Origin of the sequence: Limnobacter sp. (genome assembly GCF_046297615.1) — a bacterium.
In the GTDB taxonomy this organism is placed as follows: Bacteria; Pseudomonadota; Gammaproteobacteria; order Burkholderiales; family Burkholderiaceae_B; genus Limnobacter.
Map to the genome: position 1 here is coordinate 830,778 of NZ_JBKBHM010000001.1, position 23,284 is coordinate 854,061.

General features: G+C 57.7%; 22 protein-coding genes. 12 read left to right on the forward strand and 10 right to left on the reverse strand.

The window, feature by feature from the left end:
- Nucleotides 1-82: 82 nt before the first annotated feature.
- On the reverse strand, nucleotides 83-466 hold the full coding sequence (apaG, locus tag ACK4FF_RS03825) for a Co2+/Mg2+ efflux protein ApaG (protein ID WP_409704765.1): 384 nt from the start codon (nucleotides 464-466) through the stop codon (nucleotides 83-85).
- 174 nt (nucleotides 467-640) lie between these two features.
- On the opposite strand from apaG, the gene rpe reads away from it, so the two are divergent.
- From rpe to ACK4FF_RS03860, 7 genes are all read left to right on the forward strand, one after another.
- Nucleotides 641-1,321 (forward strand): ribulose-phosphate 3-epimerase, encoded by a 681-nt coding sequence (gene rpe / locus ACK4FF_RS03830; protein ID WP_409704767.1) that lies wholly within the window; start codon nucleotides 641-643, stop codon nucleotides 1,319-1,321.
- Between the two features lie 7 nt (nucleotides 1,322-1,328).
- Nucleotides 1,329-2,009 carry a phosphoglycolate phosphatase gene (locus ACK4FF_RS03835; RefSeq protein WP_409704769.1) on the forward strand — a complete coding sequence of 227 codons (681 nt, stop codon included), beginning with the start codon at nucleotides 1,329-1,331 and terminating at the stop codon, nucleotides 2,007-2,009.
- A complete protein-coding gene (trpE, locus tag ACK4FF_RS03840; protein ID WP_409704847.1) occupies nucleotides 2,009-3,517 on the forward strand; it encodes an anthranilate synthase component I in 1,509 nt (502 codons plus the stop codon). Before ACK4FF_RS03835 ends, trpE begins: the two co-directional genes overlap by 1 nt.
- A 111-nt stretch (nucleotides 3,518-3,628) precedes the next feature.
- A complete protein-coding gene (locus ACK4FF_RS03845; RefSeq protein ID WP_409704771.1) occupies nucleotides 3,629-5,887 on the forward strand; it encodes an ATP-binding protein in 2,259 nt (752 codons plus the stop codon).
- A complete protein-coding gene (locus ACK4FF_RS03850) occupies nucleotides 5,859-6,509 on the forward strand; it encodes a response regulator (RefSeq protein WP_409704773.1) in 651 nt (216 codons plus the stop codon). The genes ACK4FF_RS03845 and ACK4FF_RS03850 overlap by 29 nt, the downstream gene beginning before the upstream one ends.
- The gene (locus tag ACK4FF_RS03855; RefSeq protein WP_409704775.1) at nucleotides 6,506-8,605 is read left to right on the forward strand and encodes a hypothetical protein; all 2,100 of its coding nucleotides are present in this window, start codon (nucleotides 6,506-6,508) and stop codon (nucleotides 8,603-8,605) included. Before ACK4FF_RS03850 ends, ACK4FF_RS03855 begins: the two co-directional genes overlap by 4 nt.
- A gap of 92 nt (nucleotides 8,606-8,697) precedes the next feature.
- The gene (locus ACK4FF_RS03860) at nucleotides 8,698-9,960 is read left to right on the forward strand and encodes a sensor histidine kinase (RefSeq protein WP_409704777.1); all 1,263 of its coding nucleotides are present in this window, start codon (nucleotides 8,698-8,700) and stop codon (nucleotides 9,958-9,960) included.
- 98 nt (nucleotides 9,961-10,058) lie between these two features.
- Here ACK4FF_RS03860 and ACK4FF_RS03865 read toward each other — a convergent pair whose 3' ends face one another.
- The 3 genes from ACK4FF_RS03865 to ACK4FF_RS03875 form a co-directional block, all read right to left on the reverse strand.
- On the reverse strand, nucleotides 10,059-10,487 hold the full coding sequence (locus ACK4FF_RS03865) for a c-type cytochrome (RefSeq protein ID WP_409704779.1): 429 nt from the start codon (nucleotides 10,485-10,487) through the stop codon (nucleotides 10,059-10,061).
- Nucleotides 10,488-10,492: 5 nt separating this feature from the next.
- Nucleotides 10,493-11,074 carry a pentapeptide repeat-containing protein gene (locus ACK4FF_RS03870; RefSeq protein WP_409704781.1) on the reverse strand — a complete coding sequence of 194 codons (582 nt, stop codon included), beginning with the start codon at nucleotides 11,072-11,074 and terminating at the stop codon, nucleotides 10,493-10,495.
- 75 nt (nucleotides 11,075-11,149) lie between these two features.
- Nucleotides 11,150-13,018: a methanol/ethanol family PQQ-dependent dehydrogenase gene (locus tag ACK4FF_RS03875; protein ID WP_409704783.1), complete on the reverse strand. Its 1,869-nt coding sequence runs from the start codon at nucleotides 13,016-13,018 to the stop codon at nucleotides 11,150-11,152.
- A 254-nt stretch (nucleotides 13,019-13,272) separates the two neighbouring features.
- On the opposite strand from ACK4FF_RS03875, the gene ACK4FF_RS03880 reads away from it, so the two are divergent.
- The 4 genes from ACK4FF_RS03880 to trpC all read left to right on the forward strand — a co-directional run bounded on the left by ACK4FF_RS03880 (nucleotide 13,273) and on the right by trpC (nucleotide 16,537).
- Nucleotides 13,273-13,920: a response regulator gene (locus tag ACK4FF_RS03880; protein WP_409704785.1), complete on the forward strand. Its 648-nt coding sequence runs from the start codon at nucleotides 13,273-13,275 to the stop codon at nucleotides 13,918-13,920.
- 129 nt (nucleotides 13,921-14,049) lie between these two features.
- A complete protein-coding gene (locus ACK4FF_RS03885; protein ID WP_409704787.1) occupies nucleotides 14,050-14,634 on the forward strand; it encodes an aminodeoxychorismate/anthranilate synthase component II in 585 nt (194 codons plus the stop codon).
- Between the two features lie 33 nt (nucleotides 14,635-14,667).
- On the forward strand, nucleotides 14,668-15,711 hold the full coding sequence (gene trpD / locus ACK4FF_RS03890) for an anthranilate phosphoribosyltransferase (RefSeq protein ID WP_409704789.1): 1,044 nt from the start codon (nucleotides 14,668-14,670) through the stop codon (nucleotides 15,709-15,711).
- Between the two features lie 16 nt (nucleotides 15,712-15,727).
- Entirely contained in the window at nucleotides 15,728-16,537 is an 810-nt protein-coding gene (gene trpC / locus ACK4FF_RS03895) for an indole-3-glycerol phosphate synthase TrpC (protein WP_409704791.1), read from the forward strand.
- On the opposite strand, the gene ACK4FF_RS03900 is transcribed toward trpC, so the two are convergent.
- Genes ACK4FF_RS03900 through ACK4FF_RS03920 form a run of 5 tightly spaced genes read right to left on the reverse strand, consistent with a single transcriptional unit; the run spans nucleotide 16,501 to nucleotide 21,960 of the window.
- Nucleotides 16,501-18,336 carry a M61 family metallopeptidase gene (locus ACK4FF_RS03900; RefSeq protein ID WP_409704793.1) on the reverse strand — a complete coding sequence of 612 codons (1,836 nt, stop codon included), beginning with the start codon at nucleotides 18,334-18,336 and terminating at the stop codon, nucleotides 16,501-16,503. The genes trpC and ACK4FF_RS03900 overlap by 37 nt on opposite strands.
- Nucleotide 18,337: 1 nt before the next feature.
- Nucleotides 18,338-19,324 (reverse strand): MDR family oxidoreductase, encoded by a 987-nt coding sequence (locus ACK4FF_RS03905; RefSeq protein WP_409704795.1) that lies wholly within the window; start codon nucleotides 19,322-19,324, stop codon nucleotides 18,338-18,340.
- 49 nt (nucleotides 19,325-19,373) lie between these two features.
- Nucleotides 19,374-19,829, reverse strand: a complete 456-nt coding sequence (locus ACK4FF_RS03910) for a DUF3429 domain-containing protein (protein ID WP_409704797.1) — start codon at nucleotides 19,827-19,829, stop codon at nucleotides 19,374-19,376.
- A 44-nt stretch (nucleotides 19,830-19,873) separates the two neighbouring features.
- Nucleotides 19,874-21,211: an FAD-binding domain-containing protein gene (locus ACK4FF_RS03915; protein ID WP_409704799.1), complete on the reverse strand. Its 1,338-nt coding sequence runs from the start codon at nucleotides 21,209-21,211 to the stop codon at nucleotides 19,874-19,876.
- 2 nt (nucleotides 21,212-21,213) lie between these two features.
- The gene (locus tag ACK4FF_RS03920; protein WP_409704801.1) at nucleotides 21,214-21,960 is read right to left on the reverse strand and encodes an SDR family NAD(P)-dependent oxidoreductase; all 747 of its coding nucleotides are present in this window, start codon (nucleotides 21,958-21,960) and stop codon (nucleotides 21,214-21,216) included.
- 157 nt (nucleotides 21,961-22,117) lie between these two features.
- Between ACK4FF_RS03920 and ACK4FF_RS03925 the strand changes: the two genes are divergently transcribed.
- Nucleotides 22,118-22,894: an enoyl-CoA hydratase gene (locus ACK4FF_RS03925; protein WP_409704803.1), complete on the forward strand. Its 777-nt coding sequence runs from the start codon at nucleotides 22,118-22,120 to the stop codon at nucleotides 22,892-22,894.
- Between the two features lie 49 nt (nucleotides 22,895-22,943).
- Here the strand turns inward: ACK4FF_RS03925 and ACK4FF_RS03930 are convergent.
- On the reverse strand, nucleotides 22,944-23,284 hold a 341-nt coding region (locus ACK4FF_RS03930; RefSeq protein ID WP_409704805.1), incomplete at its 5' end, for a hypothetical protein.

The window sequence follows — 23,284 nt, forward strand, 5'->3', positions numbered from 1 at the left end:
GGACGCGCCCCAAAACCCCAGCCACGTCGCCGTGAACGAGTCGGATAAAGACGCATCAAAGCCCGGAGATCGTTGACTGGCCTCAGTGCAGCGTTCGCGGCATGGACAGCATGAACTCTGGCACTTCCACATCAAACTCTTCGCCACCCTCGCCGACAAAGGTGTAATCACCTCGCATGGTCCCCACGGGGGTGGGTAAGGGGCAACCGCTGGTGTATTCAAAAGTTTCACCCGGCTTCAGCACCGGTTGTTCGCCCACCACGCCATCGCCACGAATTTCCTGCACGATGTTGTAGGCGTCCGTGATCACCCAGTGACGCCGCAGCAATTGGGCCGAGGCCGTGCCCACGTTCTCGATCTCGATGGTGTAGGCAAACACATAAGGCCCTTTCTCCTTGTCGCTTTGTTCATCAAGAAACTGGGTGCTGACGCGGACTTCAAACTGGTACGGCGTGGAACGGCTCATGGGGCTCAGGGTCTGTGCGCTTGGGCGCTGGTGTTGTGCAGGCTCAAAGTATGCCTCAATTGCCCCCATTCTCAAACCGGGCACCGGGGCACTCGGGTGGGGGGCTGGTTTCGTTTAAACTGTCGGTTTACCGGCCCTGACCAGGGCCCACCGCAGCTTGCCCCGAGGTTATTTATGCAACCCAACATCATCGCCCCCAGTATTCTGTCTGCCGATTTTGCCCGCTTGGGCGAAGAGGTCCGCAATGTGATTGCGGCCGGTGCCGACTGGGTTCACTTTGATGTGATGGACAACCACTACGTGCCCAACCTCACGATTGGCCCCTTGGTGTGTGAGGCCATTCGCCCCCACACCCAAGCCATGATTGATGTGCACCTGATGGTGCGCCCCGTGGACCGCATCATTCCCGACTTCGCCAAAGCCGGTGCCAATCTCATCAGCGTTCATCCGGAAGGCACCGACCACCTAGACCGCACCTTGGGCCTGATCCGCGATTCCGGCTGCCAGGCGGGTGTGGTGCTGAACCCGGCCACCTCCGTGCAATGGTTGGACCATGTGATGGACAAAATCGACCTGGTGCTCATCATGTCCGTCAACCCGGGTTTTGGCGGTCAGAGTTTCATTCCCCAGGCCTTGGTGAAATTGGCTGAGGTGCGCCGCCGCATTGACGCGCATGTGGCCGCAGGTGGCCAAGCAATCCGCCTTGAGGTGGACGGTGGCGTCAAGCCCGACAACATTGCCAGCATTGCCCGTGCGGGTGCCGACACTTTTGTGGCGGGCTCCGCAATTTTCGGCAAGCCCGATTACAAGGCCGTGATTGACGCCATGCGTGCCGAACTGGCCACCGTGCGATGAGGGTGCGATGACCATTCAGGCAGTTTTGTTCGACCTCGACGGCACTTTGCTGCACACCGCCCCCGACCTGGCGGCCGCCGTCAACGCCACATTGGCCGACCTTGGGCGCAGCCCATTGAGTGTGGACCAAGTGGCCGTTTATGTGGGCAAAGGTGCTGACAACCTGCTGCACCGCAGCCTGACCGGGCACATGGAGCAAACCGCAGCGCCCGAGCTGTTTTCCAAGGCCAAAGCCCTGTGGGAAGTGCATTACCAACGCCTCAATGGGGCCCATGCCCGGCTGTACCCGGGTGTGCTGGAAGGGCTGAATGCCCTGCGGCAGGCAGGCCTGAAGCTGGCGGTGGTCACCAACAAACCCGAGCGTTTCACCGTGCCCCTGCTTGAAGCCACTGGTTTGGCCCAGTACTTCTCGGTGACTGTGGGTGGAGACACCTGCGCCCGCAAAAAGCCGGACCCAATGCCCGTACAGCACGCTTGCACCCAGTTGAATGTCAGCCCATCCGGGGCTTTGATGATCGGCGATTCTGTCAATGATGTGCTGTCGGCCCGTGCTGCCGGTGCCCGCTGTTGGCTGTTGCCCTACGGCTACAACGAAGGCACACCGGCCAGTCAGACTGACTGTGACGGCTACATCGAAACCATCGCGCAGGCGGCAGAACGCTTGCTTGCTGCACAGGTGAACCCATGATTTCCCGCGACGAATTCAATGCGCTGGCCCAAGCGGGCTACAACCGCATTCCCCTGATGGCCCGCTGCTATGCGGACCTGGACACACCCCTGTCGGTGTACGTCAAACTGGCCAATGCCAAGAACACGTTTCTGCTCGAATCCGTGGTGGGTGGCGAACGCTCTGGCCGGTACTCCTTCATTGGCCTGCCATCGAACCTGACGCTTGAGGTTAATGGACACAGCACCCGCGTGCGCACCCACCACCCCGATGGCACATGCACTGAACTGGAGTCCCATGAAGGCGACCCTTTGGCCTTCATCGAGGCGTATCACGCCCGTTTCAAAGTGCCCCCCACCGAGGGTGTGCCGCGCTTTTTCGGTGGCTTGGCGGGTTACTTCGGCTATGACACGGTGCGCTACATCGAGCCACGTCTTGAGCCCCTGCGCAAGCCCGATGAATTGGGTGTGCCCGATATTCTGCTGATGTTGACCGACCGCATGGCTGTTGTTGACAACATCAAGGGCACCATACAGCTCATCGTGTTTGTAGACCCGTCGGCTGACCAAGCCTACGACACCGGGGTGAACGAACTCAAAAGCCTGATGGCGAAACTGCGGGCCCCGGCCACCATTCCGCTTGCGGGCCCTTCCGATATGACGCCCATTGGCCACAACCTCAGCAAAGATCAATTCTTTGGCATGGTGGCCAAGGCCAAGGAATACATCGCCGCCGGTGATGTGATGCAAGTGGTGATTGGGCAGCGTTTGAGCAAGCCCTTCACGCAGGATGCACTCACCCTGTACCGGGCTTTAAGGTCACTGAACCCGTCGCCCTATTTGTTCTTCTACAACTTTGGCGACTTTCAGGTGGTGGGCTCTTCACCGGAAATTCTGGTGCGTCAAGACCAGCTCGAAGGCAAAATCAGCCCGGTCATTACGCTTCGCCCCATTGCAGGCACGCGGCCTCGTGGCAAGACAACTGCGCAGGACTTGGCCTTGGCAGAAGAACTGTTGGCCGACCCCAAGGAAATCGCTGAGCATGTCATGCTGATCGATTTGGCCCGAAACGACGTGGGCCGAATCGCGCAGACAGGCTCGGTGCAAGTCACCGAAAAAATGGTGATCGAGCGTTACTCCCACGTGATGCACATCGTCAGCAACGTCCAGGGTGATCTGAAGCCTGGTTTGTCGTCGATGGATGTACTTCGCGCCACATTCCCTGCGGGCACATTGTCCGGGGCACCCAAGGTGCGGGCACTGGAAATCATTGACGAACTGGAACCCACCAAGCGTGGCGTGTACGGCGGGGCCTGTGGTTACCTCAGCTTCACCGGCACCATGGACGTGGCCATTGCCATTCGCACCGGCGTGGTCAAAGACGGCATGCTCTACGTGCAGGCCGGTGCCGGGGTGGTGGCCGACTCGGTGGCTGAAAGCGAATGGCAGGAAACCGAGAACAAAGCCCGCGCCGTAATGCGCGCTGCTGAACTGGTTCAGGCTGGGCTTGATGGCGAGATTCACTCGTAGAACCGGGTAAACCACCCGAACAGAGTCAACCATTCCCCTATGCGGGGAAGAGCCACGGTGTAGTCCAAGGCAGTTAACTGATGCAGTCGATGTCCGATTGCTTTGGTTGACATGAACTCGCCTGATCCTGATAAAGCTTACGACACCCAAAACAGCCCGGTGTACGCCCATGTGCGGGCCCAAGCGGGCCTGTTGGGTTTGTCTGCGCTCTGGTTGCTGACCAGTACCGCCACACTGCATGTGCTGGACCTCACTGTTTGGCCGCTGACCGAATCAGGAGGCGAGTCTCGCAACGCATTTCCCTGGATGCTGATGTGGGGCTTGGTCGGCCTGAACCTGCTGGTGGTGTGGGGCTGTCAGGCCCACCATCACATCAAGCTGCGGCGCTTGCTCAGCGAGCAGCCTGTGGCACCTGAACTGCCGCCTTCAGCCTTGGCCCAAAGCACCGAGGAGTTGAAAGCCCAGTTACTGGCTAACCTAAGCCACGAAGTACGCACCCCCGTGGCGGCCGTGTGCAGTTACCTCAACCTCATGCAGCGGGCCACGCCTGCGCAAATGCCCCAGTTGGTTCGCAATGCGCGGGCCAGTGCGCAGCATTTGATGGATGTCACTCAAACCATTCTGGACGCGGCAAAAATTCAGGCTCACAAAATGAGCCTGGAAAAAGACGATGTCAGCTTGCGACAACTGTTGGTGGATGTGGGCAGTGTCGTCAACCTGATGGTTGAGCGCAAGAACCTGGATTTCTACGTCTGTGTTCAGGCCGACACGCCCGACTCCATTGAAGTTGATCCACTGCGACTGCGTCAAATTCTGCTCAACCTCATCAGCAATGCCGTGAAGTTCACCCATGACGGACACATCGCCTTGAAGGTGTCCGCCCACCGGATTCGCTTGGACCAGGTGCAACTGAACTTTGCCGTGACCGACACGGGCATCGGGGTCGACCCCTCCCAACAAGAGCGCATGTTTGAATCCTTCGCGCAGGCTGACGGCCAGAAAAGCAGGAAATACGGGGGTACAGGCCTGGGTTTGTACATCTGTCGCCAACTGGCCGAACTGATGGACGGGCAAGTGGACTACGCGCCCAACACCCCCGGGGGCAGCGTATTCACCTTGCGTATTCCTGTTCCCAGCACCAGCCTGTCAGAAGTCGGCTATGAGGCCCGTTACCCCGGTCGGCGGCTGGTGGTTGTCTCGGTCAACCCTGAAGAGCGTCAATACCTGACCGACAGCCTCGGGCCCGATTACGGCACCGCGCTGGCTTTGGGCACCTGTGGGGAGCTTAACGGGGCCTTGGTGCCAGAGCATGCCGCTGAAACAGACTTGCTGGTGGGAAAAACCAATCAGGCCTTGCTCAAATGCCTGACTTTGCTCAGCACCTACTCCAGCCGAAAGGTTGGCTTGATCAGTGCGCTGGGGCAGGGGCATGAAGCCAGCCAACTGGAGCAAACCGGTGTGGTTCACCATGTGGTTCGCCCCGCCTTGCCCCATCAAATTCTGGATGTGTTTGAGGGCATCTGCAGCGAGTCGCTTGAACCCAATTCAGCGCAGTTGCTCACCTCGGTCACCCATCAAAAAGCCCTGCTGGGCAAGCGGCTCTTGGTGGCGGAAGACACCGAGCTACTTCGCGATGCATGTGCCGGTTATCTGGAATCCTATGGCGCTGAAGTGGACACTGCAGCCAGCGGTGCCGAGGCCGTTCGTTTGGCGCTCAGCCCCACTCGGCACTACGACCTCGTGTTGATGGACATTCAAATGCCCGACATGGATGGCAATCAGGCTTGCCGACTCATCCGTCAACACCTGTCCGCGTCAATTCTGCCCATTTATGCGCTCACGTCCCATGTGTCCTGGCGCGATGTTCGCGAAAGTCTTGATGCGGGCATGAACGGCCACTTCCAGAAACCTCTGAAAATTCGCGAACTCTTCAGGGCCATGGGTTTGTCTGAAGGATTGCCGGAAGACAATTCAGGAGCAACAGGCCAGCATCCCGCCTTGCTGGACTGGCGGCGTGGACTGTGCAACTTCTCCGGAAACACCAAGGTGTACACCCGTACCCTGAACCGTTTCAGAGACGAGTTGGACCGTTGCGAAGCAGAGTCTCGCCTGTTCAGTACCGACAACAAACGCACGGCCATGGCCACTCTGCACAAGGTCAAGGGCATGGCGGCCACAGTGGGGGCTCACAACCTCAGCCTGTCCGCGGAGCGCCTGCATCGACAGTTTGAAAAAGGGTCGGTGGGTCGACTCGACATCCAACACTATGTGGAATCACTGCAAGCCACAAGGCTGGCCTTGAATGACCTGGAAATGACCCAGGACACGCATGGAGAACGCGATGAAGCTGTTGCTACTCGAAGACGATGAATTCACGGCCACTGCAGCCGTAACCTGCGTCGAGCCCCTGTGGCCGGGCACGGTGCGCTGGGTCAAAAGCTTGAACCATGCGCGCCAGATACTCAGCGGGCCGCATTATGTGGCCTTGTTTGTGTCGGATTTGCAGGTGCCTGACGGCAATGGGCTCACCCTGCTGAAAGAGGCCCGTGAAAGGGATTGGTTAACCTTCACGTCCACCTGCATCATTACAGGCATTGCTGATCGTCATCGTGTGGCCAGGGCCAAAGAGCTGCAGGTGGACCACTTCATGGTCAAGCCCTTGAATGTGGAATTCCTGGCCCGACTGGTTCAAATGGTGTGCGACAACATCTGCAGCATGAATGAGCAAACCCAAGGCATGGGCGCCTCTGTCGAGCCCTTGTGGTCGGCCATTGCCAACCTGCAGCAAGACCATCACCTTGAAAGCAATTTGGTGCAGATCCAGCGCCGTGCCCTGGCGCAGGGCTGCCACAGCTTGGCGCAGGCCATTCATTCCATGTTGGCTTATCTGCGGATGCGGCTGGTTGACCCTCATGAAATGCGCCGAGCGCTGGAAGCCTTGTCGCAACACGCCCAGTTCCTGATTCACTTTCCGATGGCCCATTCCACATGAGTACCTCTTCGTTAGCGTGGTTCAGGTTCCGGGTATGGCCTTGGCGTATCCATTTCAATGCGGGGCGTTGGAGTGTGGTCGCCGCATGTGTGTTGCTGTTCTCTGTGCTGTTTGTCAGTTTGAGGAATCAGGCCTTGCCGCCCATGAGCACGCTGGAGCTAACGTGGTTCAGCGAGCAAACTTACTCAGAGGACGCTGAGGGAGCATGGCGCAAGATGGACCTTCAGTCTGCTGACGGCAACGTTCGGCAAGGCCATGCCATCAAACCTTGGATGGCGGACGGTGTGGTGTGGATGCGGTTTGAGGTGCCTGAGGCGCTTGGTTTATCCCGGGTCATTCTCAAGGCGGGCAGCATTAAACAACTTGATTGCTTTTCGCGTTCACAGCCAGAGATGGTGCTCAATGACTTCAAGCGGGTGGGGCCCTATTTTCTCGGACCGTTGAACACAGGCGAGTTTGCCGGGTCATGGTTGTGCCGTCTTCGACTGATTGGCATTGACGAAATTTCGGTGCAGTTGCATTACGAAGAACGCTTCCTGAAATGGGCAGCCGATTTCAATCAGAAAAATCACTTCGTGCAAGGCGCCATGTTGGCGTTGGCGATAGTGTCGGTGTTGATGTCATTCATGATCCGCTCACGCCAATTGGCCACCCTTGCGGTGTGGATGCTGTTGGGTCTGCACTTTCTGGCCATGGCCAGTGGTTGGGAGCAAGACTTGCTGCTTCGCCAGTGGTGGGCCCTGAATCCCCAAACCTGGTACGAGTTGAACTGGGTTGTGTATCTGTGGACGCTGGCCGCCTACCTGCTTTTGTTGGAATGCCGCAACGGGTGCTCCGCACTGGGGCGGGCGGTTGTTTGGTCCTCGGGCGTGTCTGCCGTGGCGGTCACCGTGGCGGCCTTGCTGGATCTGGATTATTCGCTTTTTCTGGCCATTCTTTGGGTGGTCTTGACCCCGAATGTGTGTGTGATTGCCGTGCGTTTACTCAACGCCTACAGGCCCGGTGCGTCAACACGTCGCATCTACCACGGTCTGGCGCTGTTTACGCTGTTGGTATTGGGAGTGGCGGAAATGGCCTCCCCATGGCTGAACATGTCCCACAGCCTTGATGTGATCGGCGGGCGTGCTTTTGCCTTGAGCGCAGCAGTCCTTCTGATGCTGACAGTGTCTGATTCATTGGCCCGCAACAAAAAGGAGAAGCAGGGTTTGCTGTCGTCATTGCAAACCCTGTACCGCGAGCAGGAAGCCATGATTCAACTGCTGCCGGAGGCCGTCTTCGTTCTTGATCATCAGGGCCAATTGCTCAAGGCCAATCCGGTTTTTGACAAACTGAATGCAAGCTTGATACGGCAGCAAAAGCGCTCGCCCTTGCTGCAGCGAATCCAGCAAGCCTTGGCCACAGACCAGATGCGGGGTGAACACACCAGCGAACATCATTTTGCGTTGGCCGATGAACAAGGCAACCTGAAGCACTTTGAGATGCGCCTTTCTCCGTCACCGAGTGGGTCCATTGGCGTGCTGCGGGATATCACCGCCCGCCACGTCAGGGGCATGGCCCAGTTCCAGCAGATCGTTCACGATGAGGTGTCGGGGGCCTTGAATCGTCAGGGCCTTGAACACTTGATTGCAGAGCGTTGCCAGCAGGGCCTTCAGCAGTGCACCGCCATTGTGCTGGAATTGCACGCCGCCTCGACCGATGCGGAGCCCGACCGCGACACCTTGCGGGCCTTCGCACGGTTTGTGAAATCGGCAGCCAAGTTTTCCGGGGACCTTGTCCATCTCGAGGCAGGTCGATTTCTGTTTCTGGCCAAACCCCAGAAAGACCTCTCCGCCATCCAGTTTTTTCAGGAAGCCCGTTTGTGGGCGCAGGTTGATTTGCCCGTCATGCGGCAACGCCCCTGGCAGGTGTTGGTCATGTCGCGGGTCGTTTCCCTGGAGTCTGGCGTCACGGCTGCCTTGCATCAACTGCTGAGTGCGTTGGAACCTTCCCAGTCCTTGGTCTTCGAGCTTGGGCGACAGGAACCTGTGTCAGGCTTGTCCTTGGACGTGCAACGCCTTTTCCCCGCTGAGGCCACCCGCACCCGGCCGATTTATTGACGCAGCGCAGTCCTCAGATCGGGAAAAATTCCCGCCCTGGGGGGCAGCATCCTTCGGATAATTTCACGCAGCAATCCGAGGGGGGTCTTTCCATGCTCAAACCCATTCGAGCCGCCATGGTCGTTCCCGGACTGATGGCGCTGGCCTTCCTGTTGTCTGCTTACATGCTGGTTCGGCAAGGCAACCAGGACATCGTCGATGAAGTGGCTTCCGCTGAGTTGTTGGCGGTGGAATTGGCCCATGCATTCCAGGCGCGGGACCTTACGCCCGATCAGCTTCGAGCCTTGCGTCTGCGCCATATCCGTCTATCCCCTGCGGACGAGGTGCTGTATCCGCAATGTGCCACCGTATTGGACAAATGGCTCGAGCTGACATGCCAAACGCGGATTGTCCAAACCGTCAAGGACAGCCTCGGTAATCCCTGGTCGGTGTCGGTCACTGGAGAAGATGAAATCCGGGAACTGGAGGAAAGCCTGTTCTTGGCCTTCTTGGTATTCACGTGTGCGGGTGGCGTTGCATGGCTGATATTGGTGGGGTTTACAGGTTCGCTGAAACGAACCGTTCTTCAATTCGAGCGTTGCATTTCGGCCAGTGAGCGTGACGGAGGCGAGGTCCGGTTTAGTGAATCGCATGGGATTCGAGAGCTCGGGGAGTTGCACCGGGCTTTCAATCAATCCATCAGCGCTATTGAAGCGTCCAGGTCCGACAATCAGGAGCTGTCCACACACCTTATTCACACGCAAGAGCGCGAACGCAAATTCTTGGGCCAAGAATTGCATGACAACCTTGGTCAGATCATCACGGCGTGTAGGGCCTTACTTTACAGCGTCTCAGTGCAGCCGATGGTGCAGCAGACCCCTGAGCTCCTGTCGCCCTTGAGCGATTTGTCCATTACTCTGAAACAGTCGCATGAGGTGCTGAGGGCACTCGTTCACAATTTGGATATGCTCGATTTCGAAACCCAGTCGTTTGCAGCGGCTTATTTGGCCTTGCTCAATGATTGGCAGAAATCGTCCGGTGTGCAGTTGGTTCAGCAAGTCGACATTGATCCGGCTTGGGCGGCTTCTGTCACCGCCGATCTCCAGGTGGGCCTTTACCGAATCACGCAGGAGGCATTGAGTAATGTCACCCGTCATGCCAAGGCTTCAGCGGTGCAGGTCGTTCTGACGCTATCACCAGGTTCAGGGTACCTGAGCATTTTCGACAATGGAGTTGGTTTAAGTCGAGCAGGTGCGGGCTATGGCATGCGTTCCATGCGAGAGAGAGCACGCCACTTGGGTGCCCAGTTTGCCATCGAGTCGTCTATGGGCGCTGGCTGCGCAGTGAAGGTTTGGTTCAACGAAAAAAAAGCGTGAGATCAGGAGGAGACCTCACGCATCAAATACAACGACGTTTGCAACGATCCGAGGAGAATCAGTCGCTGTAGTAAGGAAGAAGCTCAAGCTGGGCGTCTCTACCTCGCCCGGCTTGCTGCAATTAGCTCCTTCCGGTTCTCTAAATACCGGCGAATGTCCAGAATCTCATTCATCGACAACACCTCTTTCCATGCGGGCATGTGAACGATGCCCACCCGTATTTTTCCCTCTTGGACCGACCTGACGAAGAAGGCTTCCCCGTCGGCCATGCACATGTCTTTTTCCGCACCCTTGGGTAAACGGTCGCAATACCGGTCCGAGCGCAACAAGTCTGGCCCGACATGCCCCTTATTCACCGCTTCCACGCCATGGCAATGGCTGCAATGTTGAGCGAATGTGGCACTGCCCCGTTGAATGGCCGCGGTTACATCGCTCTGCCCGGCTTGCGCCATCACAGGGCCTATTTGGATGAAGGCGCAGGCACCAAGCGCCGCAATCATCAGGCGTTTTTCGATCACTCGCATCATCAGGCTCACCAATCCGTTGGGCAGCCCGTACAGCCGCCAAAATACGATTCCGGGAAAATCGCAAATTTACGCACCACGCCTTCCATGTTGGCACCTTCAAGGTTGGTCGAATTCATTTTGGCTTCCTGCATGTTTGCACTGGTCAGCGTGGCGTACTTGAACCATGCATAGGGTGCTCGAATCATCTCCATGTTGGCTCCGGTCAAGTCGGCGTGGCTGAAATCAGATCGCATCACCCGGGCAAACTCTAGGTCGGCACCCACTAACTTGGCCCCTTTGAATGAGGCCGCAGGTGCATTCACTTTGCCCAGTTTGGCCCCAGTCAAATCTGCACCATCAAGAATGGCACCGGCCAGGTTGGCCGCGCGCAGGTCTACCCGCGCAAGGTTGGCACCGGTGAAATCAATGCCAGCCAAGTCCATCGCTGACAGGTCCATGTGGCGCAGGTCAGCGCCTTGGCATCGGCCATGCGGCCACAGCGCACAACTGCCCTTGATCACGGGTGGCGCATTTTGGTCAGCGATGGCGGTGCTCGACATCAAGGTCAGCCCCGCCGCTGTCAACCAACACATCACTGAATACTTCATGAGTCATCTCCAGCAGGGGCTGGCCATTCCAGCCAGCCCCGTTCACTACACTGTCAGCGTGACAGCTTTAGGGCCTCAGCTCTTGGCGAACTTGGGCAGTTTGAACACCCAGAACGAGCCACCTTGGGAGACCTGCTTGGTCAGCTCAGCCATGTCGCCACCCCACAAAGGCACCGCACCACCGAAACCAGATTGGATCCCAATGTACTGCTCGCCATCCTGTTCCCAGGTGACTGGGACTGACACCACGCCTGAACCTGTTTGGAAGCTCCACAGCTCTTTGCCGTTTTTCGCGTCAAAGGCTTTCACGTAGCCATCGGTGGTGCCAGTGAACACCAGCCCACCCGCAGTGGTCATGGTGCCGGCCCACAGTGGGAACTTCTCTTTCTTCTCCCAGGCGATCTTGCCGGTTTTCGGGTCAATCGCGCGCAGAATACCCACGTGATCATCAAACAGGCGTTTGATCCGGAAACCCTGTCCCAAGTAGGCAGCGCCCTCTTTGTAGGTCAGGTTTTCAGTCCAGTAGTCCATTGCCCAGTGGTTCGCTGGAATATAGAACAACTCAGTCTGTGGGCTGTAGGACATCGGCATCCAGTTCGTGCCGCCCAGGAATGGTGGTGACACAAATATGCTTTCACCCTTGTTTTCACCTGCTTTAACTTTGGGAGGGCGATTGTCCTTTTCAATTGGCAGACCGGTTTTCAGGTCAAAGCCGGAGGCCCAGGTAATGCCGTCCACGAATGGCCATGCACCAATCAGTGCCGTGGGTTTGTAGGGGTAGCCTGCGCCATTGGAGAGCTTTTCGCGGTCAGTCACAAAGAAGAAACCATTGCGGTCGGCGTGGGCTGAGGCCTTGATGGTTTTACCGGCTTTGTCCTTGTACTCAAACAGCACCACCGAGTTATTGCCGGAAAAGTCCCAAGCGTCATTGGGGGTGTGGGAATAGAACCCCTTTAGCTCACCCGTGGAGGCATCCACATAAGCTTGTCCGGATGTGAACAGGCTTGGGTAATCACGGGGGTCTTTCCCTTCAGGGGTACGCTTCCAGGTGTTCCAGGGTGCTGGGTTTCCTGTGCCAATTACCACCATGTTTTTCTCGGCATCGAATGACGCGGTCTGCCACGGTGCGCCACCACCATGGTGCCAGGCTTCAGCCAATTTGCCGTCTTTGTCGCGTGGCCACGTGGGTGCATTCGCATCACCGGTCGTGGTGCTGGGTTTCCCGTTCAGGCGGCCCATGTGGCCTTCCACCATCGGGCGTGCCCACACTTCTTCACCGGTGTCGACATCACGGGCAAACAGCCAACCCACCACACCGAATTCGTCGCCCGATGAACCGTGGACCAGCAACATGCGACCCGATTTTTGATCCTTGATCACAAAGGGTGCACCAGTCATGGTGTAGCCCACTTTGTGGTCACCCCACTTCTCGCTCCACACCACTTTGCCGGTGTCCTTGTTCAAGGCCACAATGCCCGCATCCAGTGTGCCAAAAAATACCTTGTCGCCGTAGATGGCCGCGCCGCGGTTCACCACGTCACAGCAGGGGCGGATGTCGTCGGGCAAACGGTGCTCGTATTGCCACAGGCGTTTACCGGTTTTGGCGTCCAACGCAAAAATTCGGGAATACGACGCGGTGATGTAAATCACCCCTTCATGCACCAGTGCTTGGCCTTCTTGGCCGCGCTGTTTTTCGCCACCAAAGGAATAGCTCCATGCGGGTACCAGGTTGGCCACGTTGGAGGTGTTGATGTTCTTCAGTGTGCTGTGTCGCTGCGCCTTCAAACCCAAGCCGTAGGTCAGTACGTCTTTTGCGGACTGATGGTCATTGCGAATGTCATCCCAGGTGACATTTTTGGCCAGTGCGTGGCTGCCCAAGGCCAACGTCGCTGCAACAGCAGCAACCGCCACCGCGAGCTTGTTTCTGTTCAGTATCGTGTTCATTGTCAATCCCTTCTCCAATTTGTTTGGTGTTGTGTCGCTCCCGGCGCCTACGAGTGCATAAGGCCCGAAAAGTCGACGCCAGTGTCCTGCGCGCACCAATCGCTTGTCTTGGGAAACGCTCCTGTCGGGAACGGGAAAATTTCCCTGTGCAGGGGTTTGGGATGGCACGATGATTGCTGACAGTGTCAATCTGAAACAGTTTCAAGCGACGAGCCCTTAGCGGGTTGCAACGCAAATGAACAAGGGGCATGCAGATGAAAAATATCTTGTTGGTCGATGATCATGTGATTGTTCGCGCTGGCATACGCCGGTTGATTGAATCCATCGACGGCTTTCGGGTGCTGGCAGAAGCAGGCACTGCTGACGAGGCCTACTCGCTGGTGGGTGACTTAACCTTCGATCTGGTGATTCTGGACATGCACTTGAAAGAGAGTAGTGGGCTGGACCTGATACGCCGAATACTGCAACGCAACCCTTCACAGTGGGTGGTGGTGTTGTCGATGCACGATCATCCCTCGTACATCACACAAGCCATTCGGGCTGGAGCCATTGGGTATCTGACCAAAGATGCTGAGCCTCATGAAATGATCGCCGCCATTCGCACAGCCATGAAAGGACAACGGGCCTTGTCTCAAAAAGCGCAGATGATCCTCGCGGAATGCACCCTGTCTGAAAGCCAGTCAGATTTGGGTAGTCTAAGTGCCAAAGAATTCGATATCTTTCGCATGATGACCCAGGGCTACACCCACGCCCAAATCGCCAGCACACTTCATCTCAGCAGTAAAACCATCAGCAACTACATGACTTCCATTCGTCAAAAGTTGAACGCAGATTCCGACTTCAAGCTGCTGCAGCTGGCCATGCAAGAGGGTTTGTGCGCAAGCACAGTCCGAATGCGCTGACCCAAGCCCTCCTGCGGCCAGTCCGACGTTGCCACCAATGCGGACCCGCCACCGATAAACCAGGGCCTGTTGGGGGTATCATTGGCAATTCCCCACGTATTTCCTGAATTTCCGACCGGTCGGCCTGCCATGCTCCTGATGATCGACAACTACGACAGTTTCACCTTCAACTTGGTCCAGTATTTTGGCGAGTTGGGGCAAAACGTGCACGTGGTGCGCAACGACGCCATCTCGGTCGATGAAGCCTTGGCCCTCAAGCCCGCCGCCGTGTGCGTGTCGCCGGGGCCTTGTTCCCCAGCGCAGGCTGGCGTGTCCATCGAAATCATCCAGCGTTTCGCGGGTGTGGTGCCAGTGCTTGGCGTGTGCCTTGGCCATCAGGCCATCGGTGAGGCGTTCGGTGGGCAGGTGGTGCGTGCCAAGTCCATCATGCATGGCAAAACCTCGCCTGTGCATCACTTCAACACCGGCGTGTTTGAAGGTTTGCCCAACCCGCTGACCTGCATCCGCTACCACTCCCTGGCCATTGAGCGCAGCACCCTGCCTGACTGCCTGGAAGTCACCGCTGAAACAGCCGACGGTGAGATCATGGGGGTTCGTCACCGCCAATTCGATGTTGAAGGCGTGCAGTTTCACCCCGAGTCCATTTTGAGCGACAGGGGGCACGACCTGCTTCGTAACTTCCTGAAGCGGGTCGATGCCCGCGCCCACGTGTAAACCCCTGCCGCATTGCGCCTCAGGATTGATGTCATGTCTAGCCCATTCAACTTCTCTGCCACCCTTAACCAGTTGCTCGCTGGGCAAAACCTCGATTACGCCATCACCCGTCAGGCATTCGAGGAGTTGCTGCATGGCCGCTTGACCTCCGCTCAAGTCGCTGGTTTGTTGATCGCCCTTCGACTCAAGGGCGAAACGGTGGATGAAGTGGCTGCGGCTGCGCAGGTCATGCGCGACTTGGTCACCCCCGTGGTGTTGCCTGCCGATCTGCCGGTCGTTGACCTGTGTGGCACCGGTGGCGACGGCGCGCACACCTTCAATATTTCCACGGCCTCCATGTTTGTCCTGGCCGCAGCAGGTGCCAAAGTGGCCAAACACGGCGGGCGCAGTGTGTCGTCCAGCTCGGGCAGTGCCGATGTACTTGAATACATGGGGGTCAACATCAACCTCACCCCCGAGCAGGTTGCCCAGTCAATTCAAACCGTGGGTGTGGGCTTTATGTTTGCCCCCAATCACCACAGTGCCATGCGTTTTGCAGGGCCGGTACGCAAGGAACTCGGTGTGCGCACCGTGTTCAACATCTTGGGGCCATTGACCAATCCAGCCCTGGCGCGCAGGCAGGTCATGGGCGTTTACAGTGCCAATCTGCTCGACTTGCAAGCCCAAGTGTTGGCGCGTTTGGGCTCCTCACGCGCCCTGATTGTTCATGGCGACAATGGAATGGATGAGCTGTGCATCGAATGCGATTCCCAAATTGCTGAACTGGACCAAGGGCAAGTGAGGCGTTACCGCATCAAACCCGAGGATTTCGGCTTGACCCGTGCCTCTCACGACGTTCTTCGTGCCCATTCGGTGGCCGAATCCGCCGAGAAAATTCAAATGGCCCTCAGGGGCGAGGGTGGTGCCATCGCTGACATCGTTCTGCTCAACGCTGCAGCCGGCTTGTACACCGCCGGCTTGGTACAAACGCTGGGGCAGGGTGTTGAATTGGCGCGTGCCACGGTGGCCAGCGGTGCTGGCTTGAAAGCCCTGCAAACGCTGGCTGATTTTTCGCAATCGCTGCCGAAGGCCAGTTGAGCATCAAGGACCCGACATGAGTGACATTCTCGACCGAATTCTGGCCACCAAGCGTGAAGAAATCGCCGCCGGCAAACAAGTCCTCTCCGAGGTGCAGTGGCTGACCAAGGCAGCCCGCCTTGAGCCTGCCCGCGGGTTCTACCGCGCCATGAAAGCTGCCGTTGATGCGGGTAAACCCGCTGTCATTGCTGAGGTCAAGAAAGCCAGCCCCAGCAAAGGAATCCTGCGCGACCCCTTCGACCCCGAGGCCATCGCGCGCAGCTACGCCCAACATGGTGCGACATGCCTGTCCGTTCTGACCGATCTGCAGTATTTCAAAGGCGCGCCACAGTACCTGGACATGGCCCGTCAGGCCAGTGGGCTGCCCGCCATCCGCAAGGATTTCATCATCGACACCTACCAAGTGGTTCAGGCCCGGGGCTTGGGGGCAGATGCCATTTTGTTGATTGTTGCAGCTCTGGATCTGCCCGCCTTGCTGGAGCTTGAACAATGCGCCCATGAACTGGGCATGGACGTGTTGGTGGAAGTGCATGACGCCGCCGAAATGGACTTGGCCCTGCAAATGAAAACCCCGTTGATTGGGGTCAACAACCGCAACCTGCGCACCTTTGAGGTGTCCCTGCAAACCACGCTGAATCTGAAAAACAGTTTGGGCCCCCAGCACCTGCTGGTCACCGAAAGCGGCATCGCCTCGCGCGAAGATGTGCTGGCCATGCGCAGTCAGGGTGTCAATGCCTTCCTAGTCGGCGAGGCCTTCATGCGCGCACCTTCACCCGGCGAGGCACTGTCTCAGTTGTTTCCCGAATTGGGTACCCAAGGCGGCTGAATCACCGGCTGAATCGCCTCAGGTTGATGGCTGATCGTCCATTCCTTCGTCGCGGGTGCAGCAGCGTTGATTACCGTACTCAGCCAACGCTCGGCACGAAAGCCACCCAGCATCAGCGGTTCGCCAGCCTGTAATCCACCCAATGCCCGTTTGAAGTTGGCCTCTGTGGCTTTGCGTTCGCCCACCAACACCAATTGGTCGCCAGCGGACAAACCAGCGTTGTGCGCTGGCCCACCATTGATCACCTGCTTAATCCAAACCCCGTCGGCCTTGAATTGAACATTCATGCCAAGGTCGGCTGAATCGTCACGCACAGCCTTCATTTCAAGGCCATAGGCCGCCAGTGTTTCAGCCAATGGCAAATCAACCGTGCCATAGGCCCAGTCTGCAATTTCCTGGCTCAAGTCCAGCCCTGCGGCTTCATACACCAGCGCAGGAAACTCGTCCTCGCGCAGGCCTTCTTGCTCTGAGCCTTTGCGTTGCCACATCAACCGCATCACGTCGTCCAGGCTGTGCTGGCCCTGTGTCGCCTGTCGAATCCGCGTGTCCAGGCATAGCGCCACCAAAGCCCCCTTGGTGTAGTAGCTGACCACTGCATTCGGTGCATTCTCATCTTGGCGGTAATACTTCGTCCAAGCGTCAAATGAACTGTCCGCTACGCTCTGGATCAACCGTCCCCGGTTCTTCAGCACCGCGGTGATGGTTTTTCCCAAGGCGGCCAAATACTCTTTCTCGCCCATCACGCCACTGCGGGCCAGCATCACATCGTCGTAGTAAGACGTGAACCCTTCGAATATCCACAACAGTCGCGTGTAGTTTTCCTGGCTCAGGTCATAAGGCAGAAACACCTGCGGTTTCATGCGCTTCACATTCCAGGCATGAAAGTACTCGTGGCTGCACAGGCCCAGAAAGGTCTCATACCCTTTAGGCGCTTTGGCCACGCCGCGCTGCGGCAAGTCGTGGCGGCTGCACAGCAGCGCCGTGCTGTTTCGGTGTTCCAGCCCGCCGTATCCATTGTCAGTGGCGTGAACCATGAACACATAGTGCTCAAATGGGGCCTTTTGCAACTTGGGCTCGAACAAGTCGATCTGTGCCTCGCACACGGGCTGCAAATCATTACACAGCCGGGCCAAGTCAACATCAGCATCGGCACCGTACACTGCAACCGTGTGTTGCACACCTCGGGCCGAAAAATGGGCAGTCTTCAATACACCCATCTCCACCGGGTGGTCGATGAGTGCATCGTAACTCGCACAGCGAAGCACCAGGGTGTCCGTGGCCGTCAAGCCATAACAGCCTGATTCATCCCGAGTTTGGCCCAGAGCACCCAGGCCCGTTGCCACGAGCCACGCCTGCCCGGCAGGAAGTCCGGGCGCTGCCAGTGTCAGCTCAATGGGGGCAGTGTGATAGCCCTCGGGGCACAGGAACAGGCTGGTGCCATTGAAAAATGCGTGCTGCCGGTCCACGTGTGCTCCCCGAACCGACAGGTCCCAGCAGTAAACGCGCCACTGCAGGTCAATCTGCACAACGTCCGTGCCAACCGGCGAAGAAGGGCATTCAATCACCCATTCGTCTTTCGATTGTTTGTGTACCGGAACGGCCTGCCCATCCACCTGCGCCGATACAGACAACACATGGCGGGCGAATTCCCTGATCATGTAACTGCCGGGTATCCACGCAGGCAGCGAGACGATCAAGGGCCGCGCAGGCTCATGGGCTGAGCCTGCGTGTTTGAAGCTTAACGACACATCCAGATAGTGCCCTTCAAGGTCTTGGGCCGACACACGGTACTTCAACATCTCAGATCTTCACCACCACGCGTCCTGTGTGTTGGCCAGCCATGATCTGAGCCGCCGCCTCAATCGCTCCCGACAGGGGAATTTCCCGTGAGAGTCGTTCCAGCTTCGCAGGGTCCAAGTCCTTGGCCAGTCGGGCCCAGGCTTCTTCTCGAATCGCCAAGGGGGCCATCACCGAGTCGATGCCCTTCAACGTCACGCCACGCAGAATGAAGGGGGCCACGCTGGAGGGAAAATCCATGCCTTGAGCTAAGCCACAGGCGGTCACTGTTCCACCGTACTTGGTCTGCGCGCATGCGTTGGCCAGTGTGTGGGAGCCCACGCTGTCTACCACGCCAGCCCAACGTTCTTTCTGCAGGGGCTTGCCGGGGGCAGACAAGGTGTTGCGGTCCAATACTTCGGCAGCACCCAGGGACTTCAAAAACTCAGCCTGCTCAGGTTTGCCGCTGGTGGCCACCACCGTGTAGCCCAACTGGCTCAGCAACGAAATGGCCACAGAGCCCACACCACCGGTTGCGCCGGTGACCAGCACTTCGCCCTGGTCGGGCCGAACCCCCGATTTCTCCAAACCCATCACACACAGCATCGCGGTGTAACCGGCCGTACCGATGGCCATGGTTTGAAACGCGCTCAGGCCTGCAGGTTTGTGAACCAGCCAATCGCCCTTCAATTTGGCCTTGCCCGCCAGGCAGCCCCAGTGGGTTTCACCCACCCCAAAGCCGTTGAGAATAACCTCGTCGCCTTCCTTGAATCGGGGGTGTGTACTTTGAAGCACCCGGCCCACACCATCAATGCCTGCCACCATCGGCCATGTACGCACCACGGGGGACTTGTTGCAGATGGCCAGGCCGTCTTTGTAATTCAGCGTCGAGTAGGCCACCTCAATGACCACATCGCCCGCCTCGGGCAGTTGCGATTCGTCCAGCGTAGTCAGGCTTGCGCTGAATTCACCAAGCTCATTTTTTTGAAGGTATACCGCTTGAAAAGCCATGGTCTTGTTGTCTCCGGAACTCCATTTCGAGCCATCAAGACTACACCATTTAAAGCGCCAGCGCCGTGGCCAAAAGGCCGATGCAAGCCCCCACGGTCAAGTGTCCTCGAAGCGTTAAGTAGTCAGCAAAGCCGTTGAGGCGGCCCAACAGCTGTTGGTCCACCCACCACACCAGAATCAGTGTCATGGCCAGCAAACTCAGGGCCAAATCCACAGGGGCAAAGGCTGAGGTCACCCAAGCCAACAGGGAAGGGGTGACTCCCCACACGAAACTGCGGGTTTCGAATTCAGCCGCAGTCATTCCTGTCAAAAGTTCTGCGTGCGCCAGTCGTGAAATCATGAGCGCCAAGCCCCAATGCACCGCTCCCAAAAACGACACAATCGCCACGCCATAGAGCAGGTTCAACTGCGCCAGCTCACGGGCTGGGGCAAGTGGGTGGTTGACCCATGCGCCAAGTGCAATCCCCAGAAAGGGAATCAGTCCGCCATAACCAAGCACTCGCATCCAGGAAGACCGCTTCTCCTGGGGTCTGCCGTCATCAATCATATTCAGGCCCATCCGTCACGCGCCCCATCGCCTTCCGTGGCACCCAGCAGGCTTTCCAAATCGCCAGCCAACAGACACGCTTCTCGGTAAAAGCGGGAGAAGCTGGCCTGGAATGACGATGGCTCAGGCAGCAGGCGGGGTTGGGGAATTTCAGTCAGGTTCAACAGCACAGGCAGGGTGTTGTATCCGGGGTTCAGCGTGCTCAACATCTCATGAGAGCAATCCTGCGCCCGGCTCAACTGTTCCAGTGCCTTCCTGCAAGCCGACAGGCTGGCAGGCTTTGCGCTGTTGACCACCCACACCGCATCGCAGTGCTGCCGCATCGCTTGAACCACAAACGACCACCTTAAATCGTTCCAAGGGTGCGCATCGTGAAACGCCGCGTCAATCAGCCCAATGCGCACTGCATCAGTCTCGGTTTCACACCGCCCCAAGTCCCATGGGTGTACCCACACCACACGTTTGGTCTCCTGCGTGGCCAAGGTCAGCGCCTGCATCGCCACATCCAGCGCGCCAGCATGTTCAAGCACATGCACCATCAAATTGGAGTTGCCCTTGATCACCGCAGCCAGGCTCTCTGGGCGAGTGTCTACCCAGCCCGGCACGATCAGGCCTGCTTTGGGTGCCCCGGGCTCCGGGCCAACATCCTTGCGGCTGCGCGCCAGCGCTTCCAAGTCCTCATATCCGCAGTCCAGCGCAGTGCCTTCACAACGACAGTTCCGGGCAAACTTCGCCACATTCTCGGCATTGAATACATAAGGCTTGTGGCTGAACGTGCCCGCCACCCACTGCCAACTCAAGTGGTTTGACGCCAAGTCGCCATCCAGCAAATGGCCGTACATCCAGTCAGCCCCCACACGCCAGTGCACCTTGCGCAGATGTACCAGATAAGAGGCAATCCACATCCGCACGTGGTTGTGGATGTAACCCGTTGTGTACAGCTGTTCAATCCCAAAGTCGATCGGCGCAATCCCTGTGCGGCCTTCCACCACATCGCTTGGCATCTCCTGGCTGTAATGGCCAGACCACACCGGCCTGCGCACGTCCTTCAGAATGCCTTGGCCCAAATGCCCGTGCACATGCAGAAAGAACTCCCGCCAACCGAATTCAAACACCAACTTGTCGTCAAAGCTGAGTTTGTGGCGGGCGTCAATCAACTGGGTCACTTCAGGCAGGTTCAGAAAACCGTGTGTAATCCAAGGAGACAGGCCCGTGACAGCCCCGTCCACATAATTGCGGGTCCGCGCGTACAAATCCGGGTTGATCTGCTCTGCCCGGCGCAGTGCCGCGCGTCGATTGGGCAGAAAGGAGCAATGTGGAGCGAAAGTCAGTGCATGCATCGTCATTTCACCAAAGGTCTAATGGCCCTAAAGCCGCCGTCCACCGACAGAACCTGCCCCGTGATCCGGGACGATTCCTCCCCCAACAGCCACGCCATGGCCTGCGCCACCTCGGCTGGGCTGTTGATGCCTTCCAAGGGGTACTGCCGCGCGCTGGCCGCCTTCATCAGTTCGCTGCTCAAAAACGCCTTCGCCATCGGGGTGTCGGTCAAGCCGGGTGCCACCACATTCACACGGATACCGTCGGGTGCGTGCGTGGCCGCCGCGCTGCGCGCCAAGCCCTCCAGCCCTCCCTTGGCGGCGGCGATCGCCTCGTGGTTGGCCACACCGATGCCCGTGGCGCAGGTGGAAACCAGCACTGCAGCGCCGCCCCCACCCAGTTGTTTGCGGTGTTTGAGGAACGCCCTCAGTCCATACATGGCGGACAGCAGGTTGGTCGACAGCACGCTGTCAATCTGAGCGTTAGTCGTTCTCACCAAGGGGGCAACCAGAATGGATCCCACGCAGTGGGCGTATCGGTGAACGTGGTGCCCTTCTTGGGCCAGCTGCTCGAACGCAGCGTCCACAGACACAGGGTCAGTGGCTTGCACCGCCACGCAGCGCACCGAGTCGCTGTTGCCATACAGCGCCACCAAATCCGACGGGTCTCTGCCCCCAACCACCACAGATTGGCCCTGTTGAAGGCACATCGCCACCAGCTGTTGTGCAATGGCGGATGATCCGCCCATGACAAAAGTCGTTTCTTTCATCAAAAACCTGCTTTTAATGCACTATCTGTCTATTTTGTCCTAGACAGAAAATAAAGTCACGCACTGATTGTCGAACTTCGTCGGCTGGAATGACAGGCGTTAGACTAAAGTTCAGCAATCAACATGCGTAAAGACCACAACACAGGGAGACAACAACGTGACGTACGAATGCATTCAGACTGAAACCCTCGGCAAAGTGGGCGTTGTGCGCCTGAATCGCCCGCAGGTGCTCAATGCCTTGAACGACCAACTGATGACCGAATTGGGCCAAGCCCTTGTCGCTTTCGATGCTGACGAGAACATCGGTGCCATGGTCGTCACCGGCAGTGACAAGGCGTTTGCAGCTGGCGCAGACATTGCTGCCATGGCTCAGTTCACTTATATGGATGTCTACAAAGGCGAATACATCACCCGCAACTGGGAAACAATCCGCAGCGTCCGCAAGCCCGTGATCGCCGCCGTACGTGGTTTCGCGTTGGGCGGTGGCTGTGAACTGGCGATGATGTGCGACTTCATCATCGCAGCCGACACCGCCAAGTTCGGGCAACCTGAAATCAAGTTGGGCATCATTCCGGGGGCTGGTGGTACCCAGCGCCTGCCGCGTGCCGTCAGCAAAGCCAAGGCCATGGACCTGTGCTTGACCGGTCGCATGATGTCCGCCGAGGAGGCTGAGCGCGCCGGCCTGGTCTCAAGGGTCGTGCCTGCTGACCGTTGCTTTGATGAAGCGGTCGAAGCCGCAACCATCATCGCCGCCTACTCTCTGCCCTCCGTCATGATGGCCAAAGAGAGCATCAACCGCGCTTATGAAGGGCCCTTGTCCGAGGGTATGCTGTTTGAACGCCGCATGTTCCACAGCCTTTTTGCCACAGAAGACCAAAAAGAGGGCATGGCTGCTTTTGTTGAGAAGCGGAAACCCGAGTTTAAGAATCGCTGACCACTCCGTTCGTTCCGGAATGACATTCAAGGGGCCTTGTGCCCCTTTTTTACTGCGCGGTCGCGTCAATTCCCCTGGGTGTCGGGCTGCCAAAGGGTACTTTTTGGGTATTCCAAAGCCTGATTGGGGCGGTTTTAGTGTGAGCGTTGGGGCAGTTTGTGTTCAGTGGGTTGTGTTGCGCCCGTGTTGACCAAAAAACCTGCAAAAAATTTTCCTTGCGCAAGCCATTGAGGAAAATGGGGTTTTGTTGTTTTGAGCGCCTCTCCAGCCAATTATTTTCGTTTTTTTGTCGAAAAGTGTTTGACAGGTTTTGAGAGTGTGTGCATAATCTCGCTTCTCTGCTGCACGACACGATGCAGCGCGAAACGAGAAACGAAGCAGTCAGGTGGG